This window comes from Bacillus sp. SYZHCR11 (assembly GCF_057196865.1).
The window spans coordinates 561441-578960 of the sequence record NZ_JBXUND010000001.1; the positions used below are offsets into that span (position 1 = coordinate 561441).

Genomic DNA, 17520 nt, shown 5'->3' on the forward strand with positions numbered 1-17520 from the left:
GTTAAACCTCCACTTCATAGGTATCCCAGATGTTTGCCGCAGCTTTTTCGTCTTTGCTGTCCGGCGAAATCAGCCGCTTATTTAATGCAGGCGGTGTTAAAGGGTGGCGCTTGATTCGGCGCCCTTCGTCTTCTTGCCACGCTTCCACAATGACGTGGGCGTTTGTTCCGCCGTCGGCAAAGCAGTTAATTCCTGCCGCCGGTATTGGTGACGGCCAGTCTGCCAGAGTGCGGCTGAACTGAATATTGGCCTTTTCTCTATCAAAATGTGTGTTTTCATGCTCACCTGATAAAAACGGGATAAAGCTCTTTTCTTTCAGCATGAGAACAACCTTTATGAAACTTGCAATTCCTTCCGCGCAAAGCGGGTGCCCGATGTTCGGTTTCACAGATCCGATTCCGAGCGGGCCGGCGTCTTTTGAACGGTAGACGGATTGAATGGCCTTCAGTTCTAACAGATCCGTCACGACCGTGCCTGAACCGTTCGCTTCAATATGAGTAATGTCTTCCGGCTGTTTTCCGCTTTTTTCAAGAGCCGTCTTCATGACGGATTTTTGCGCTTCCAGACTCGGCGTAGCCGGGCCTGCCGTTCTTCCGTCATTATTGACGGATGCCGCCTTCACTACGGCATAAATAGAATCTCCGTCTGCAATGGCCTGAGACACGGTTTTTAAAAGAACCATTCCGACTCCCTCGCCCAGCACGACTCCATCGGCGCGTTCGTCAAATACATGGAACGACTGCGCTTTACTTAATATGCCGCGCTGTTCAAATAATTTATGGGTTTCTTCTGATTCAAACAGGCTCACGCCGCCGACGACGGCCGCTTTTATTTCTCCTGTTACAAGAGCCTGCACGGCCATATTCATTCCGACTAAAGCAGAAGAACAAGCCGTATCGAGGACAACACTCGGGCCGCGCATATCAAAATATTGAGAGAGATTGGCGGCCAAATAATTCTGGCCCAGCGCGACGATCGGGTTTTTCGCATCCAGCAGTTTCTCTTCACCCGGTCTGTGACGGCTGCGTCCCCCGAGGTACACACCTATTGCTTCTCCCTTTATCTCATCCGGCGTATAGCCCGCGTGATACCACAGGTTAAGACATTCTTCCAGAGCGGCCAAAGCTTGAGGGTCCATTGCCTTTACATCTTCTTCAGCCAGTAAAAAGAAGTCCGGATCAAATTGATGAATTCCATCAAGCATTCCCGCGTAATAAGGCGTCTTCACCCCCCATCGCTCAGCCGGAACAGGACCGATAGCCGAACGGCCTTCAGCCAAAAGCGACCAGTACGCCTCTAAGGAAGCCGCCCCCGGAAACCGGCAGGACATGCCGACGACCGCGATATCTTCCCGGTGAATCTGTTTTTCGGCCGCCTCTTCTTGCACCTTAACGGCTTGTGTTACAATTACCGGCTCAGCCGGCTTCTTCATAACAGGCTCAGCCGCCGCCAAATCAAACCGTTCTGACAAAACTTCTGTATATCCTTCGAGAAGCCATTTTGCGAAAGATTGAATCGTCGGATATTCATACAGAATGGACGGGTCAAGCGATGCCGAGAGATTCCGATTGATCCGCTGCAGAAGCTGAGCAAGGATAATGGAGTCCACTCCGTAATCTTGGAATAATACGTCTGTCTCAAGCTGATCCTGGTCAATCCGCAGCTCTTCAGAAAATAATTCTTTCAGCCATTCTTCTGTTTTCCTTGTTAAGTGAGCGTTGTCTGCGGCAGTATAAGCGGTTTTTTCCGCCGATTTTACCATAGCCGGGCTCATTGGCTGATCCTGCCTGCTCCGCCGCAGGAATCGCTCCGGCTTCCACAGCTTAGGATTCAGAACGGCCGGCAGCACCGGGCCCCTTGCTGATTCAAGAAGTATGCCGTCAAGGAGCTGTAACCCTTCTGCATTCGTGATGCTGTATAGCCCGCTCTCTTTATAAGCTTTGTTTGTTACTTCGCCCATTCCGGTTTCTTTCCAGTTCGGCCACTGAATGCTTACGATCGGCAGCTGCTCTTTGTATGAGTCTGCAAAATAGTCCATATACGCATTGGCCATGGCATAGTCGGCCTGTCCTGCCGAAAGCGCCGGTATCGCAGCTGACACGGAAGAGAACAAGACGAAAAACTTCAGCGGCTCTTCGCTGAGCACACTGTATAACGCCTGAAGCCCGTCTACTTTCGGCTCGAGCACGCGCTGTATGTCTTCATCGGTTTTTCTGATGAATGCGAGCGTCTCTTTATCGGTCACACCCGCACAGTGAATCACGCCGCCGATAGGTCCGAGCGTCTGTTTGATCTGACTCAATTCCTGTCTCAGCCCGGCTTCATCAGCTAACGGGACTGACAATACCTTCACTTGTACACCTTTGGACTCCAAGTCGAGAACAGCTTCAATTTTCGCTTTTACAGAAGCCGTCACCCCATTCAGTCCGCCCGTCCACTCACTTCGCGGCGGAAGGGTCTCACGGCCTGTAAGCACCAGTTTTTTCACTCCGTAATGTTCGGCAAAATGGCGTGCGCATAAAAGGCCGATCCCTCTCGTCCCTCCGGTGATCAGAAGCACATGGTGGTCCGGAAAATCAATTCTCTCGCCTTGCGTATTCATATTTTCTGATCCGCTCAATACGGCGCGGTAGCGCAAGCCGTCCCTCCGGCAAACTTCCGCGTCATCAGTACGGGCATAAAACTCATCGGCAATCTGCTTCGCCAGTTTGTCATCCGAAAGCGCTCCTTCAAGGTCGAGATGCCTTGAAGACAGATGACTGTACTCGCATGCCAGCATTCTGTACAGCCCGGCCCGTTTTGCTCCCGTTATTTGATTGGCCTCTTTCCCCATTGACTCAAGGTCTTTCGTGACACAAAGCAGTGTTATCCCTTCTTTATGCCCATGCTCAATCAATTGCTGAAGCCATTTGATACCGGTCATATCTCCAGAAGCTTCTTCTTTCGCTGCGCCGAGAAGGTCGATGACTCCGCCAAACGCCTGCCAGTCATATTCACCGGTAAGGTCTGATGTTGTGATAATACGGTGATTCGGCATATGCGCTGCGATCTCTTCTGCGAGATTGATCGTGTCCCCGCCTGTCAAAATCGCAACGGAACGTGGGCACGGTTCACGCAGTTCGAGCGGGCTCGGTTCCCATTGTTTTGTCAGAATACGTTTCATCCGTTCCTCTGTATGGACCTTATTTTTGTCAGGATTCTCAGGCACCCAATACGTGTCTTTTGCGAACGGATAAGACGGAAGACTGAGTAAACGCGGCGTACCCTTTTCATACAGCCGGTTCCAATTCAACACGCCGCCTTTCACCCATACCTCTGCCAGCTTGGCGAATTTTCCTTTTTTAATCCAGGCGTCAATGACGATGTCCATATCTTCATCTGCCGTGAACAAGGCAAATGTATCTTTATTGCGGTGAGACTGGCCGGTATACAGCCCCGCGATGTTTTTCTCATTTTTCGTAAATGCTTCCAGCTTTGTTTCCAATTCCGCCATCGTCGCTGCAAGAATGGCCAGGCGCTCTTCCATTTCGTCCCTTCCGGTTTGCAGCGTATAAGCGACGCCCGCCAAGTCTTGATCTGTATACGGCGTTTGACGGATCGCTTTTTTCAGCTGCTGCGCCTGTGCAAACAGTTTTTCTTTTGATTTGGCGGACAAAAGGATGATTGCCGGATTTTCCGGGCTGTGCTCAGGCAGAGCGGCTGCTTTCGGGACATACTCTTCAATGACGATATGGGCGTTGACCCCGCCGATGCCAAATGAGCTGACCCCGGCCCGGCGCGGAATGGCATTTCCGTTTCTATCTTTCGCTGCCGTCCATTCCTGATTTTCCCGCACGATGTAGAAAGGACTGTCATCGAGCTGAATGTACGGATTGATCGTCTCGCAATGCAGGCTTTTCACCAGCGTTTTGTGCTTCATTTGCAAAAGCACTTTCATGACGCCTGATACTCCCGCGGCAAGCTCTAAATGGCCGATATTGCTCTTGACCGAACCGATGCCGCAGCGGTGATCGGAGACTTCAGGCTCTTGATTTGTTTTCGCCAGCTCGTGAAACGCCGCTTTCAAACCGTTTATTTCAATCGGGTCGCCCAATTCCGTTCCTGTACCGTGCGCTTCAATATACGTGACGGTGCTCGGGTCCACTCCCGCTTTCCGATATGCTTTCACCAATAAATCAGCCTGCAGTTTCGGATTCGGCGAGGTTAACGTATTCGCCCGGCCGCCGTGGTTTTCAGCCGTACCGCGGATCACGCCGTAAATCGGATTGCCGTCACGTTCTGCATCTGTCAGTTTCTTCAGCATCAGAATTCCCGCGCCTTCTCCCCTGACATACCCGTTGGCATCTTTGGAGAAGGTTTTGCATTTTCCGTCTTTGCTGAGCATGCCTGCTTTGCTGTAGCTGATATGCGCTTCTTCCGTCAGAATCGTGTTGATTCCCCCGGCGATCGCCATGTCGCATTCTCCGTTTTCTATAGCGGATACCGCCCGGTGAATCGCAACAAGCGAGCTTGAACATGCCGTTTCAACCGGCTCGCTCGGCCCGTGAAGATTTAACAAATAGCTTAAACGGTTCGGACCGATGGAAGGAATCATGCTGCCTGTCGCCGCATGTCCTTCCGGCGCAAGACCTGCCCTTGTGAACAAATCTTTATAACCGGTATTTCCGGTGCCGATAAAGACACCCGTATTTGTGCCGGAAAGGCTTTCCGGCTTACAGCCCGCATCTTCTATCGCCCGCCATGCATAAGTCAATAACAGCCGCTGCTGCGGATCTAAATATTGGGCTTCCCGCGGTGAAATCCCAAAGAACAGCGGATCAAATTCAGCTATTCCGTCGATAAAGCCGCCCCACTTAATATTCGTTTTGTTCCTTTCAAGATTCGGGTCGCCATCAAACGCTTGCCAATCCCAGCGTTCTTTCGGAATGGTTGTGATAGAATCTTTTCCTTCTTTCAGATTGCGCCAAAATTCCTCTATATCCTTCGCGCCCGGGAATCGGCCGCTGATTCCGACAATGGCAACCGGGTCCAAGCGGCGCGGCTCTTGTGTCGCTGCCCTAGCGTTCATCACCGTTGCGAAACGCTTTTTCCGATGCGTTTTCGGTTTTTGGGCTTTTGGCTGCTCTTTTTTCGGAGACTCCTTCTTCTTTTCGCCGAAACGGCCCGGATGTTCTTTTGCCAAATATCCGGCGAGATTACTGATCGTTCCGTACTCAAAGAAAATCGTCGGCGCCAGCTCCAGCTGATACGCTTCATTTAATTGATTCGTAAAGACGGTAAAGGATACGGAATCAAAACCGTATTCACTCAGTTCCGTATCAATATCAATCTCGTCTTGGCCGACTTTTAAAATTGAACTGACCAATCTGATAAGCGCACCGTGCCATTTGTCTCCCGAAACGGCGGATACAGGCTCTATTTTCTCCACCTGCGGCTTTTCAGTTTCAGAAACGGACAGGAACGACTGTTTTAATTTTGCTGCGTGTCCTTCAGCTGCTAAAAGCTGCGGCCTTTCCTGAGCCATTCCTTCATAAAATGCAGCCAGGCCTGACGCCTTTTGAAGCGGAACCATGCCGAAAGCTTTTTTCATCATTCTTTCCGTCTCGTCTCCCGCCTGCATACCGCCATCTTTCCACAGCGTCCAGTTAAAGGCGATCGTTTTTCCGTGCCGCAGGCCATTCTCCGTAAGGGATTGCCTGTAAGCGGCGTATGCATCCATAAACGCGTTGCCGGCGGCATAATCAGCCTGCCCGACATTGCCGAGAACGCCGGAAACACTGGAGAACAATACGAAAAAGTCAAGATTGCAGTCTTTGCTGGCTTCATCTAAATAAGCGGTGCCGATGACTTTCGGATCAAGCACTTCCCTGAACTCTTCCTTCGTTTTTTGCAGCAGGAAACGGTCTTGTATCACGCCCGCTGCGTGAATAATTCCGTTAAGCTCCCCGAATTCCGCCGTAATCTCTTTTATCAGCGCTTCATTTTCCCGCCGGTCTGCCGCATTCAGCTTTTTGTAGACGACATTTGCGCCTGAGTCCTGAAGCATAGCAAGTTCACGCTGTTTGGCTTCTGCCAGATTTGAGCGGCCGGTCAGAATGATTTTCGGGTGTTTTACGCGACCAGCGATTTCTTTTGCGAACATCAACCCCAGGCTTCCTGCGCCTCCGGTAATCAGATATACGCCTTCGTCCTTCCAAACGGCGCCGCCACCTGCAGGATGCATTTCTTCCCAAGCCTTCACATACCGTTTTTCTCCTGTATAACGGATATGTTTATCATGCGGCCGATGGCTGTCGTTTTTCAGTTTTTGAGCGGCAGCCGGCATTTCGCCGATTGATTCCATCTCGATGAGCTGACAGTCAAGTTTTCCGTATTCCAGCTCGGCTGTTTTTAACAAACCTGTTAACCCCGCAAACAATTGCTGGCTGCCGTCTGCTGAAATAACAGTCTGAATCAGAATGCGGCCCTGCCTTTTTTCGCTGATGATCCGCCGGATGTGTTCGGCGATTGTCTGCGCATAGCTTTGGAAGCGTTCAGCGGCTGTTTCTCCCTCACCTTCTGCAATCAGCAGCTCGGCGTCTTTCAGGCCGGATGCCGCTTCATCTTTTATACGGCAGGCATCTTCACAAAGTATGATCAAATGCTCATCAGCATTGACAGAAGCTTTCTCGGATGCGGCGGCTTCTTTCCAAACCGGTGCAAACAAGACCTTTTCCGAGCCTGATGGCCGCTGAGCCGATTCTGCATCGCCTTCAAGCACTCTTGTAGAGAATCCTCTCACCTTCACGCAAAGCGCTCCTGTTTCGTCGAACAGGTCAATGTCGGCTTTCTGCACGGAATCACCGGTTTGATATCCTTCGCTGAAGCGTGCATGCGCCCGCATAGTCGGTGTGCATGGTTTGATGACTTCAAGGTATTCCAGCGCAAACGGCAGAATCAGCTTTTGTCCGGAAAACTCCTGCATAATGCAGATCGTCGCCGTCTGAATAGCCGAATCAATGATGCTCGGATGAAGCGTAAATTGTCCGTTCGTATGAGAAACAGAATCCGGAAGCTGTATATCCGAAAGCACTTCTTTCTCGCCGATAAAGGCGGACTTAATGCCTTGGAAGGCTTTTCCGTGGAACATCCCCCTGCTCCGGCCTTCCCGATAAAAGGCCGCCGGATCAAGAATGTCCGCTGTGCATCTGTTTTGTATGGCAGAAAGGTCGGCCTCAGGCTCTCGTTCAGCCTTTATGATTTCAGCCCGTCCTTGGCTGTGCAGCACTTCTTCATCGTCAGCGTTTACGCTGTAAATGTCATATGAGATGATGCCGTCCTCTTCAGGAAACAGCGCGATATGGACTTGGCGCTCTTGTTCGTGAACGACGATCGGTTTCATCCAGACGGTATGATGGAGCGTTATTCTGTCTTGGTCTTTTAATAAGCCGCCAAGCGCCCGTTTTACCGCTTCATAAGACATTTCCAAATATGCCGCTCCCGGCAGCACCGCTTTTTCCCTGACCACATGATCCTTCAGGAAAAATTCTGAGCCTGTAAACCGTGAGCTGAACCGCTGAACGGCCAAATCTGACGTATTTTGCTGCACAAGCGGGTGTAAAACTGAGACTCCGGTGTGTGCGGCAGATGTTTTCTTTTCTGCTTTTTTCGGCCAGTACGGCTCCTTTGCAAACGGGTAGACCGGCACGCTGATCCGTTTCGGATGCTTGTCTTTGTAAAGCTTGTGCCAATTAATGGCGACACCTTTACTCCACATTTCACAGAGCTTCGTTCCTTTTCCTTTCGCAAGCCATTTCTCAATGAGTTCAGCGCTGTCATCATCATCAGAAAGCCAGGCAATATCTTTTGCCTGCTGTTTTTCTCCTCTAAAGCAGCCTGTTACAGCCGGCTTATCATTGATAAAATCGGCAAGCTGCCGCTTGAGCTCCGCAGTGCCGCTTGTGATAAAGGCCGCGCGCTCTTCCATCGCTTCCCTTCCGACTTGGAACGTGTAGGCAAGATCAGCGAGGCCGGCGTCCGTTTTTCTTTCCAGAAAAGCCAGCAGCTGTTTTGCGTACTCCTTCAGACGATCTTTTTTTCTGGCAGACAACGGAATGATGAACGGACCGGCAGCGTCTGCTGCTTCGGATGCATCCGGATATTGTTCAAAAATCGCGTGTGTGTTTGTTCCGCCAAGACCGAAAGAGCTTAAAGCCATGCGGTGCGCTCTGTTCTCACGGGTTAACTCTTTCTTTTCTCCCGCTACGTAAAACGGAGAGTCTTCTAAATGAAGATTCGGGTTCGGCTCTTTGTAATTGATGCTCGGCGCGATTTCCTGATGATATAAGCTCATGACAACCTTGATGCAGCCCGCCATTCCGGCCGCTGTATCCAAATGCCCGAGATTTGTTTTGACTGAACCGATGCCGCAGTATTGTTTTTTATCTGTATATCGGCCGTACACCGATTGAAGTGCGGACAGTTCGATCGGATCGCCGAGTTTTGTTCCTGTGCCGTGAGCTTCGACGTACGCGATCGTTTCAGGATGGATGCCGGTCTGATCAATGACCTTCTGAATGACCTCAGCCTGTCCTTTGACGCTCGGCGCATAAAATCCGACCTTATCCGCTCCGTCGTTATTGACGCCGATTCCGCGCAGCAGCGCGTAAATATGGTCGCCGTCCTTAACGGCATCCGACGCTTTTTTCAAGAGCACGGCGCCGGCTCCTTCACCGCCGATCATTCCGTCAGCAGCCGCGTCAAACGCTTTAATATGCCCGTCGCTTGAAAAATTCAGCCCCGGCTGATGAACATATCCGGCACTTGATTCCGTATGAAGGGTCGCACCGCCGACAAGGGCATACTTGGCTTCGCCGGACTGCAGGCTTTGAAAAGCCGAATGCAGGCCGATTAACGAAGATGAGCAGTTGGCATGGACAAAATAGCTCGGCCCTTTCAACCCGAGTTTATGAGAAATCATCGTCGGAATCGTGCCGCTTTGGGCAAGCACCCATGATACGTAGCCATCCGGCGTTTCCAGCTGTGCTGTCGTCTCCTCCGGCAGCAGGCTGCGGTAAGAGTTCGTGCTTGCAGACATATACACGCTTGTTTCCGGAATTTCTTTTGAGATATATCCCGCATCCTCGATTGCCTTCCATGAATGGAGCAAAAGCATTCTCAGCTGAGGGTCCATATATTCCGCATCTTTCGGTGAAAAGCCGAAGAAACCGGGATCAAACATTTCTTTCCCCTCTAAAACTGATTTAGCCGGAACGAAGCCGGGATGATCAGCCAGTTCTTCAGAAACACCGGATCGGCGGAGCTCCTCTTTTGAAAAGAAGGTGATGCTTTCTTTGCCTTCTTTGATGTTATTCCAAAATTCATAATGATCTTTTGCTCCCGGAAACTCACAGGATATACCGATAACCGCGACACTGTCCTCATAATAATCGGGAATTTCTCCCGCTGGGTGTTCCCGGTCTTCTGTATTCACTTTCTTTTGCGGCACAGGAGCCAAAACGGTTTCTTTCAGTTTTTGTTCTGTGATGTACCGGCTGATGTCTTTTACCGTCGCGTATTCAAACAGCTCCGTTACACTGAATTCACAATCCAGTTCCTGCGTCATCCGGTCAGTGACAGTCACGGCAAGAAGCGAATCTCCCCCCGCATCAAAAAAGCGGTCATCAAGCTCTATATCTTTGCTTTTCAATACATCCTGCCAAATCGCCAGCACCGCCTGCTGGATATGAGATGATGAAAATGTTTGTGTGTCCGGCTGCTTTTCCGTCAGATCGCGCGCAGCAAGAAGCTTGCGGTCAACTTTTCCGTTCGGTGTGAGCGGCAGCTCTTCAAGACGGATAAACGAAGCTGGCGTCATATAGGCCGGCAGCGCTTGTTTCAAATGATTGCGCAATTCCTTTGCAGACGGAAGCGGCTCTCCGTTTTTCAGGATATAAAATGCGCAAAGTTTTTCATTTCCGGAGTGATTGTTCACAACCACTACGCTTTCCTGTACGGCCGGATAGGCATTCAGCCGGCTCTCAATATCTCCGGGTTCAATCCGGTAGCCGCGGATTTTGACTTGGGTGTCCATCCGTCCCATGTATTCAATGCGGCCGCCGGGAAGAAAACGCGCCATATCGCCTGTTTTATAAAGCTTTGATCCCAGTTCGAGCCGGTGGCTGACGAAAACTTTATCTGTCAGGTCAGGCTTGTTGAAATACCCTCTTGCCAATCCGTCTCCCGCAATACAAAGTTCTCCCGGCATCCCTTCTAAAACAGGGTTGAGAGCGGAATCCATAATATACACACGGGTATTGGCGATCGGGCGCCCGATCGTAAGCGCGCTCTCATTTTCCGTTATACGCTGCACCGCGGACCAGATTGTCGTCTCTGTCGGCCCGAACATATTCCAAGCCTCACTTTTCGTATCGAGAAACTGCTGCTTCAATTGTTCGCTAAGCGCCTCTCCGCCGCAAAGGATTTTCACTTTTTCTTCATTTGACCATCCGGAATGAAAGAGCATTTTCCACGTAAACGGCGTCGCCTGCATGATCGTCGGTTTGTACTCTTGAATCAGCTCTTTCAGCTTCCGTGCGTCTTTTGTGAATTCTGTCTTACAGATGTTGCACTCTGCTCCTTTGATTAAAGGGAGGTAAAGCTCCAGTGCCGCGATATCAAAGCAATATGTCGTGACGGCAAGCAGTTTGTCTTCGGACGTAAGCCCCGGTTCATTCGCCATCGAGATTAAGAAATTGGTCAGCGCCCGGTGCGGAATCATCACGCCCTTCGGTTTGCCCGTGCTGCCCGACGTGTAAATGACGTACGCCAGATCGTCAGGTGTCACTAACCGCTTCAGCGACGTTCTTTCCGCGGCTGTACTTTCAATACGAGACCAATCGCGGTCAATGGCAGTTGTCTGCACGCCTCCCCAGTTCAAGGAGTGCTCTAAATCAGCTGTCGTCAGACACATTGAAATCCTGCTGTCGTCGACCATATATTCCAATCTGTCAGCGGGATAAGAAGGATCAAGCGGCACATACGCTCCCCCGGCTTTTAAAATGCCGAGAAGGCCGACAGCCATATGCAATGAACGGTCTGTATAAATGCCGATGAGATCATCAGGGCCTGCACCGTGCGCCTGCAAATAGAGCGCCAGCTTCGTGCTTTTTTCATCAAGCTCACGGTATGTCAGCTTTTGCTGTTCATACACGACCGCACAAGCGTCCGGCGTTTCTGCCGCCTGACGTTCGAATAATTCATGGAAGCAGGCATCCGGATATTCACGGCTTGTCTCATTCCAAGTCTTAAGAATCATGTGCTCCTCTCTTTTTGTCATGAGAGAAACGTTCTCAAGCGGCATATCCGGATTCGCCGTCAAAGCTTCAGCGGCCTGTACAAATTGGCTGAAAAGTCTGGCCGCCCCTGCTTCGTCGAATAATTCGGTGCTGTATTTAATCGTAAGATCCATGCCTGATGCTTCTTCCCACATTTCAAATACAAGATCATATTCCCCCTCCTGATGAATGTCTTTTACAAACTCACAGGAGAATTCCTTGTATTCATCCAGCATCGATTGATAGCTTGAATGCTGCAGAAAGTTCTGATAGAAAAAGGCATTGCTGAAAACAGGCGAACCGTTCTGCAGGGGTTTCGCATGCACATCACGCACCATTTTCGGAAACGGATAAAAGGAGTGATCCAGTCCGTCCAGAACGGCATCCTGCACCTTTTGAACAAAGTCAGCAAATGTTTCTTTTCGTCCGGCTCTGCTCCGTATAGGAAGCATGTTGAGGAAATGGCCGACCACTCCGTCAAAGCGTTCTTCAGGTCTGACCATTGCAGGCATGCCTGTCACAATATCTTCCTTATCCGTATATTTGCTTAAAAGCACCATATAGCAGCTCAGCATAACGGTAGACAAATGAATCGAACGGGATGCGGCAAACGCCGTTAGATTATTCAGCAGCCGTTCGGGAAGACGGCGTGTCAGCGTATCTTCTGTAAACTCCGGAACGCTGCTGTCCGTGCGCATCGGCGGAAGCTGAAGGTCAGGCAGATCGCCCCCGAGCTGTTTCATCCAGTAAGCGCGGGCAGCTTTGCTTTCTTCACCCGCTAAATACCGCTTTTCCCAAGCCGCGAAATCGGGATGAATACCGGGGACGGCGGCCGTAAGCTCTTCTTTTCCCTCCAGCAGCGCCTGATAGTGATCCAGCAGACTGTGAATAAATGTAATGGATGAAATGCCGTCAAACACGATGTGGTGAATGACCGTCAAAAGATAATGTTCTGAGGCGGATTTTGAAAGCAGCCGCACGCGCAGCAAAGGCCCGCCTTCTTTGACAAACGGCTCTTTCACTTTTTTCCGTATCAGAGCGGGTATTTGTGATTCATTGACGTCAGAAATATCTTCTTCCGAGAATACAAAAGGATCTGCCGCTTCTATGAAATAAAACCCGCCGTCTGTTTCATTCACGGCGCTTTTGAGCATCGGATGCTGCTTTAATACGAGCTGAAACGCCTGTTTCAGTTTCTCTTTGTCGATTCCGGTTGTGAATCGGAAACAGAGCGGGACATGGTATGCAGTCGTTTCAGGCGACATTTTCTGCAATGTCCACAGCCCTTTTTGGACTTCTGAAAGCGCCGGCGCCGTTTGCCGTCTCTGCCGTTCTGCCGGCGGTTCGGCTTTTTGGGAATGATGCTCCGCTGACATGTTTGCCGCTTTTTCAGCAGTATAAGCCGCTAAAGCGCCAATCGTCGGGTTTTTGTGCAGCTCTCTTGCCGTCAGCCGGATGTGATACGTTTTTTCAATTGATCTGGCGAGTTTCATCATCTTGATGGAATTGACGCCAAGGCTTTGAAACGGTGTATTTGGATCAACAAGCTCATCCGCGATGGAAAGTTCCTCTTTCAGAAAACGGATAAAATCCCGTTCAATTTCTTTCTCTGCAGAAGCCGGGGCTGAATTGCCGCCTTCTTGTCTGTTATTATGTAATGAATCAAATTGCCCTTGTTCGAATGAATGTTTCAGCTGAGTGCGCTGGATTTTCCCGATTGCCGTCTTAGGAATGTCTTCTTTTGCGACCGGAAGCAGATAATCAGGGGTAACGCCGATTCTCTGTGTCACGTGCTGGTGAATGTGATGAAGAAGCTTCGTCATGCGGTTCTCATCCAATGGAACAGACGTAACAAAGAAAATCGCCAGCTCATCTGTCGTGCTTTGATTCGGCCGGACGGCGCATGCCGCTGTATATGACGTTTCAATTTCCGGCAATTCCTCAACGGCTGATTCAATGGCGTGGCTGTAATAATTCACACCGTTGATAATGATGGCATCTTTCGTGCGCCCCGTTATCGTCAGGCGGCCTTCACGCAGAAATCCGAGATCTCCCGTTTCAAACCAGCCGTCTTCTGTAAAGACACTCTCGTTTAAGTCCGGGCGCTCATAATATCCGCTCGTTACAGTCAGACCGGACACTTGAAAGCGGCCGATTTCTCCTTCTTCCACCACTTGATTGCGGTCATCCGTAATTCTCATATTAAACCCCGGGATCGGCAGACCGATCTCGACGAAACGATCGTCGTCACTCGTGTTTTCCAGTGTAAACTCATCTGAGAAAATAACGCCCGAAGACGTTTCGGACATTCCCCATGCGGGACGGATGGCATTAGCCGGCAGACCGTGCGGCTCTAAAAGCTCCATAATTCTGCGTCCGACTTTCGCCACCGCGGCCTCCCCGCCGTTCAGCATATAACGCATGGAAGATAAGTCCCATTTCCGTGTTTGAATCTCTTCTGCGAAATCGGCAAGCAGCCCAAAGGCAAAATTGGGGGCCCACGTGACCGAAGCGCGGTAATGATCAATCAGGTCGAGCCATTTTAAAGGATCCATCAAAATGGATTCGCTCGGTATGTTGATTTCCTCACATCCGAGATAAACATCACGAAGATGAAGCATTCCGATGCCGCCGACATGGTCAAAAGGCATCCAGTTAAACGTGACATCCTCACTTGTATAGCCCTGCATCTGAATATTTCCTTTGACCATGCAGACGATGTTTTCATGGCTGAGCATCACGGCTTTCGGCGTGCCCGTGCTTCCCGAGGTCAAAAGCAGCATCGCCAAATCTTCCGGACGGGGATGATGACAGTCCGTATCCATTTCATGCGCACTGAGATCTTCTGCCGCCAAAGCGCAAAACCCGGAAAGCTCCTGCTCCTCCGCCCATTCAGTCATCTCCGGCAGCACTTCACGGCTTGTGATGACATACGGCTGATTCAAAAGCGTCCAGGCGTCTTTCAGTTTTTGCGTCCCGCTGTTCATTTCTGTATAAGCCGGAGCGGCCGCAAGCGGAACCGGGATCGCTCCTAAAAAAACACAGCCCCAAAACGCAGGAATCAGCTGGGAATTGTCACTGAGCTGTAATATGACTTCATCCTGAGCCTTCACTCCTGATTGGCGGAGCCCTTTCACAATCGAAAGAGCGATCTTTTTCAGGCCGCTGTAAGTCTGGTACACTTTGGTGCCGTCAGGCTGTATATATGTGATGCCCTTTTGATCTCCCGCTGCCGCGGCGGTTTTGTGCAGGACTTCAGGAATCGTCATCGGCTGATCCGCTGAAAGCCGCAATGGTTTTCCGTAGCTGACAGATGGCTTGAGTAACCCGCTTGCCTTCATATCACTTTTCATAGAGCTGCCTCCATTTCATCTGTATGTAAGATGTATGTCTTATACTCCGTACATCGTCGTGATTCGTTTTTTCACTTCATCATCATGAAACGTCTCATCGTGCATGATTAACTCCTTCTCAATGACAGCCGGAAGCTGCTCGCGAAACGGCGTCACCAAGTGCCTTTTCAATGTAATTAAAGAGTTTCTCGGTTTTTCCGCAAGCTCACGGGCCAATTCCTGCGCATAGTCTAATACTTCCTGCCGCGGAAGCACCGGAAAAGGCACTCCTCTTTTCTCCAGGTCACCGCCGCGGTAGTGGCCGCCGTTTAACAGCATTTCATGGCCGAGGCTTGCCCCAAGCTTCTCCGGAACGATAAAGGTAGCCCCCATTCCGGGAGTGAAACCGTATTTCATAAAGTTTGCGGTATACACGCTTTCTTTGCTTAAAATGACAAAATCACTGAAAAGCCCCATGACAAACCCGCCTCCGATTCCGTGGCCCTGCATGGCTGAAATAACGGGGATATCACATTCCAGCGCCAAAGAATACATGCGGTCTTCCGTAAACTTCGTGATGCCCTGCTGAATCCTGAGCAGACCTTCCTGTGTGCCTCCGGAAGCAAAGTAATGGCCGTATCCTGTTAAAATCACAGCTTTATAGACTGACGATTTTTTTATACGGGTGAATGCTTCCATCAATCCATCCGTCAGTTCTTTGGAGAAGGCGTTTTTATGGGCTTTATCCTGCATTGTCACTTGGATAATATCCGGTTCAATTTCGAGCAGTTCAACTGCGGCGTTCGGCATGATATCCTCCTAACTGTTCTCCGTTTCCCAAGGAAGCCGCCCCGTTTCTGCATAACGGAAAATGGCTGATTGGTTATCCGGATCTGAAAACATCGCTTGATTTTCGGCTAAAGCAATGGATTTCGAACGATGAACAAGGTCGTTTAAGGAATCCATGTATTTTTTATAGCGGATGACTGCTTTTTTCGACAGCGGGCGAAGACGCAGCAAATGCTTTCTCAGCTCTGTTGCTGAGTCCGGAACGCATACGTCACAAAGTCCCCATTCAAGCGCCTGATGCGCCGGCACGGGCTTTGTCATAATCGTCATATAATGCGCCTTTTGAAATCCGATTCTTTGAATTAAAAACGGCAGAACGCAGGCTGGATAAAGTCCGAATAACAGTTCAGATAAACTGAACGAAGCACTCTCCTCTGCTATGACGATATCGCACGCGGCGGCAAAACCGACACCTCCCGCATTTACTTTTCCGCGGACGCGGGCGATTGTGATGTACGGCCCGGATTTTAATGCCAGCCACAAACGGTAAAGCGGCTCCTGCGATTCCGCATGCTGCATTCCCTGCCTCATTTTCCGGTACATCTCATCAAAATCCGCCCCGAAACAAAATACCTCCGGCTGCCCTTCAAGCACTACGGAGGTCACGGAGTCTTCACATTCAGAAAGAACGTGCAGGCATTCCTCCACTAAACGCTCATTAATCGTATTGTTGGCTTCAGGCCGATCAAAGGTGATGAAGCAGACATTTTGCTGAAAACGGACGTTGATCGTCTCATAGGTCACGGCATCCACCTGTATTTCCGATGAAATTCCGTGATTTCTTCCAAATATAAACGAGGGCTCCCGGCATGATGGTCTAAAATGTTCGGAATCATATTCATATCCAATTTGACATTCCGGGTTCCGAACTTCACCAGACCGCTGCCTTTAAACAGTTCTTCATACTCTTCCATGGACAGCCTGTATCTGTTGTTCAGATGCTCTTCTATTTTGAAAGAATGCTGCCGCGTTTGTCCTTCAGGCGTCACAACGCCGCTGTAAAATTCCGAACAGCATCCGGAGCCGTACGAGAAACAGCCGATCCGCTTAGAAGTGTCGAAAGCCCCTTGGTCAATCGTGCTTGCAAGAGCCAGTAAAGAGGCTGCCCCCATAATGTTTCCGACTCTTTGGCAGTAGCGGAGCCCCGGCTCTACCCTGGTTTGAAAATCCTGTTCGATCTCAGCGTTTTTCGCTTTTGCAAGCTTACGCATCATCGTCCGGTGAGCTCCTTTGACCATGCCGCCAAACGGTGTATGGAAGGCAAGATAGTGAAACGTCTCTTTATAGTCAGCGCCCGGCACACGGTTTTTGTACTCGCGAAATGTCTGTTCGCAGCAATCGAGATAAGACATCAATGACAAGTCGGCGTCACCGGCTTCACTGTCCGGGATCGGACGGCATGTATCCATCACCTCATAGCCGTAATAGCCGTTGGCGCCCGCATCCGCCTGAAATACGATTGGGTTTTCACCGATCAATAAGGCGACGGCACCCGCTCCGGCGCTCGGTTCGGCGTAAGACCAATCCTCGCTTAACGCATCGCCGCCTTCGGCAATTAAAAACCGGGAAATATCCGTCGCGACGACAAGCGCCTTCGCTCCGGGGGATGTCTGCGACAAAATAAAGTTAAGCGCCATCTGCAAACCCGCCGTTCCTGAATAACAGGCCTGCTTCAGTTCAAATAAACGGCAGTTCCGGTTGAGGCCTAAGTAATCATGAATATATGTACTGAGTGATTTTCCGAAGTCGATGCCGGACTCCGAGCAGGTAATCAGCAGCTCGATTCTGTCTTTTTCAGCCTCTGTCAATCGGTCGATAATCGGCTTTGCCGCATTAACGCCGAATGTGACGGGGTCTTCGTACGGAAGCGCCACCGCTTTTTCTTTCATCAGTAAATTCTCAAATCTGGCAGGGTCTAAGTTTCTGTACTCCGCCAGCTGCATGACATCAAGGTATGCCGTCCCGCCAAACACATTTATCGCTTCTATTCCGGCAGCCGCCATGAACTTCGCCTCCAATATGAA

The 17520-nt window shown here is 50.4% G+C and carries 4 protein-coding genes; all 4 read right to left on the reverse strand.

Annotated features, from left to right (window positions below; genetic code table 11):
* Position 1: 1 nt before the first annotated feature.
* From AC2CGA_RS02430 to AC2CGA_RS02445, 4 genes are read right to left on the reverse strand one after another with little or no spacing between them, the layout of a single operon-like run.
* Positions 2-14668, reverse strand: coding sequence for an amino acid adenylation domain-containing protein (locus AC2CGA_RS02430; RefSeq protein ID WP_484480118.1), 14667 nt, complete (start codon positions 14666-14668; stop codon positions 2-4).
* 39 nt (positions 14669-14707) lie between these two features.
* The gene (locus AC2CGA_RS02435) at positions 14708-15457 is read right to left on the reverse strand and encodes a polyketide synthase (protein WP_003154094.1); all 750 of its coding nucleotides are present in this window, start codon (positions 15455-15457) and stop codon (positions 14708-14710) included.
* A gap of 9 nt (positions 15458-15466) precedes the next feature.
* Positions 15467-16240, reverse strand: coding sequence for an enoyl-CoA hydratase/isomerase (locus tag AC2CGA_RS02440; RefSeq protein ID WP_024085319.1), 774 nt, complete (start codon positions 16238-16240; stop codon positions 15467-15469).
* Positions 16237-17499 (reverse strand): hydroxymethylglutaryl-CoA synthase family protein, encoded by a 1263-nt coding sequence (locus AC2CGA_RS02445; RefSeq protein WP_003154098.1) that lies wholly within the window; start codon positions 17497-17499, stop codon positions 16237-16239. Before AC2CGA_RS02445 ends, AC2CGA_RS02440 begins: the two co-directional genes overlap by 4 nt.
* Positions 17500-17520: the final 21 nt, after the last annotated feature.

Excerpts from the sequence above, each read along its gene's own strand:
- AC2CGA_RS02445 (WP_003154098.1), bottom strand. The coding sequence starts at position 17,499 with ATGGCGGCTGCCGGAATAGAAGCGATAAATGTGTTTGGCGGGACGGCA.
- AC2CGA_RS02435 (WP_003154094.1), bottom strand. The coding sequence starts at position 15,457 with ATGCCGAACGCCGCAGTTGAACTGCTCGAAATTGAACCGGATATTATC.
- AC2CGA_RS02430 (WP_484480118.1), bottom strand. The coding sequence starts at position 14,668 with ATGAAAAGTGATATGAAGGCAAGCGGGTTACTCAAGCCATCTGTCAGC.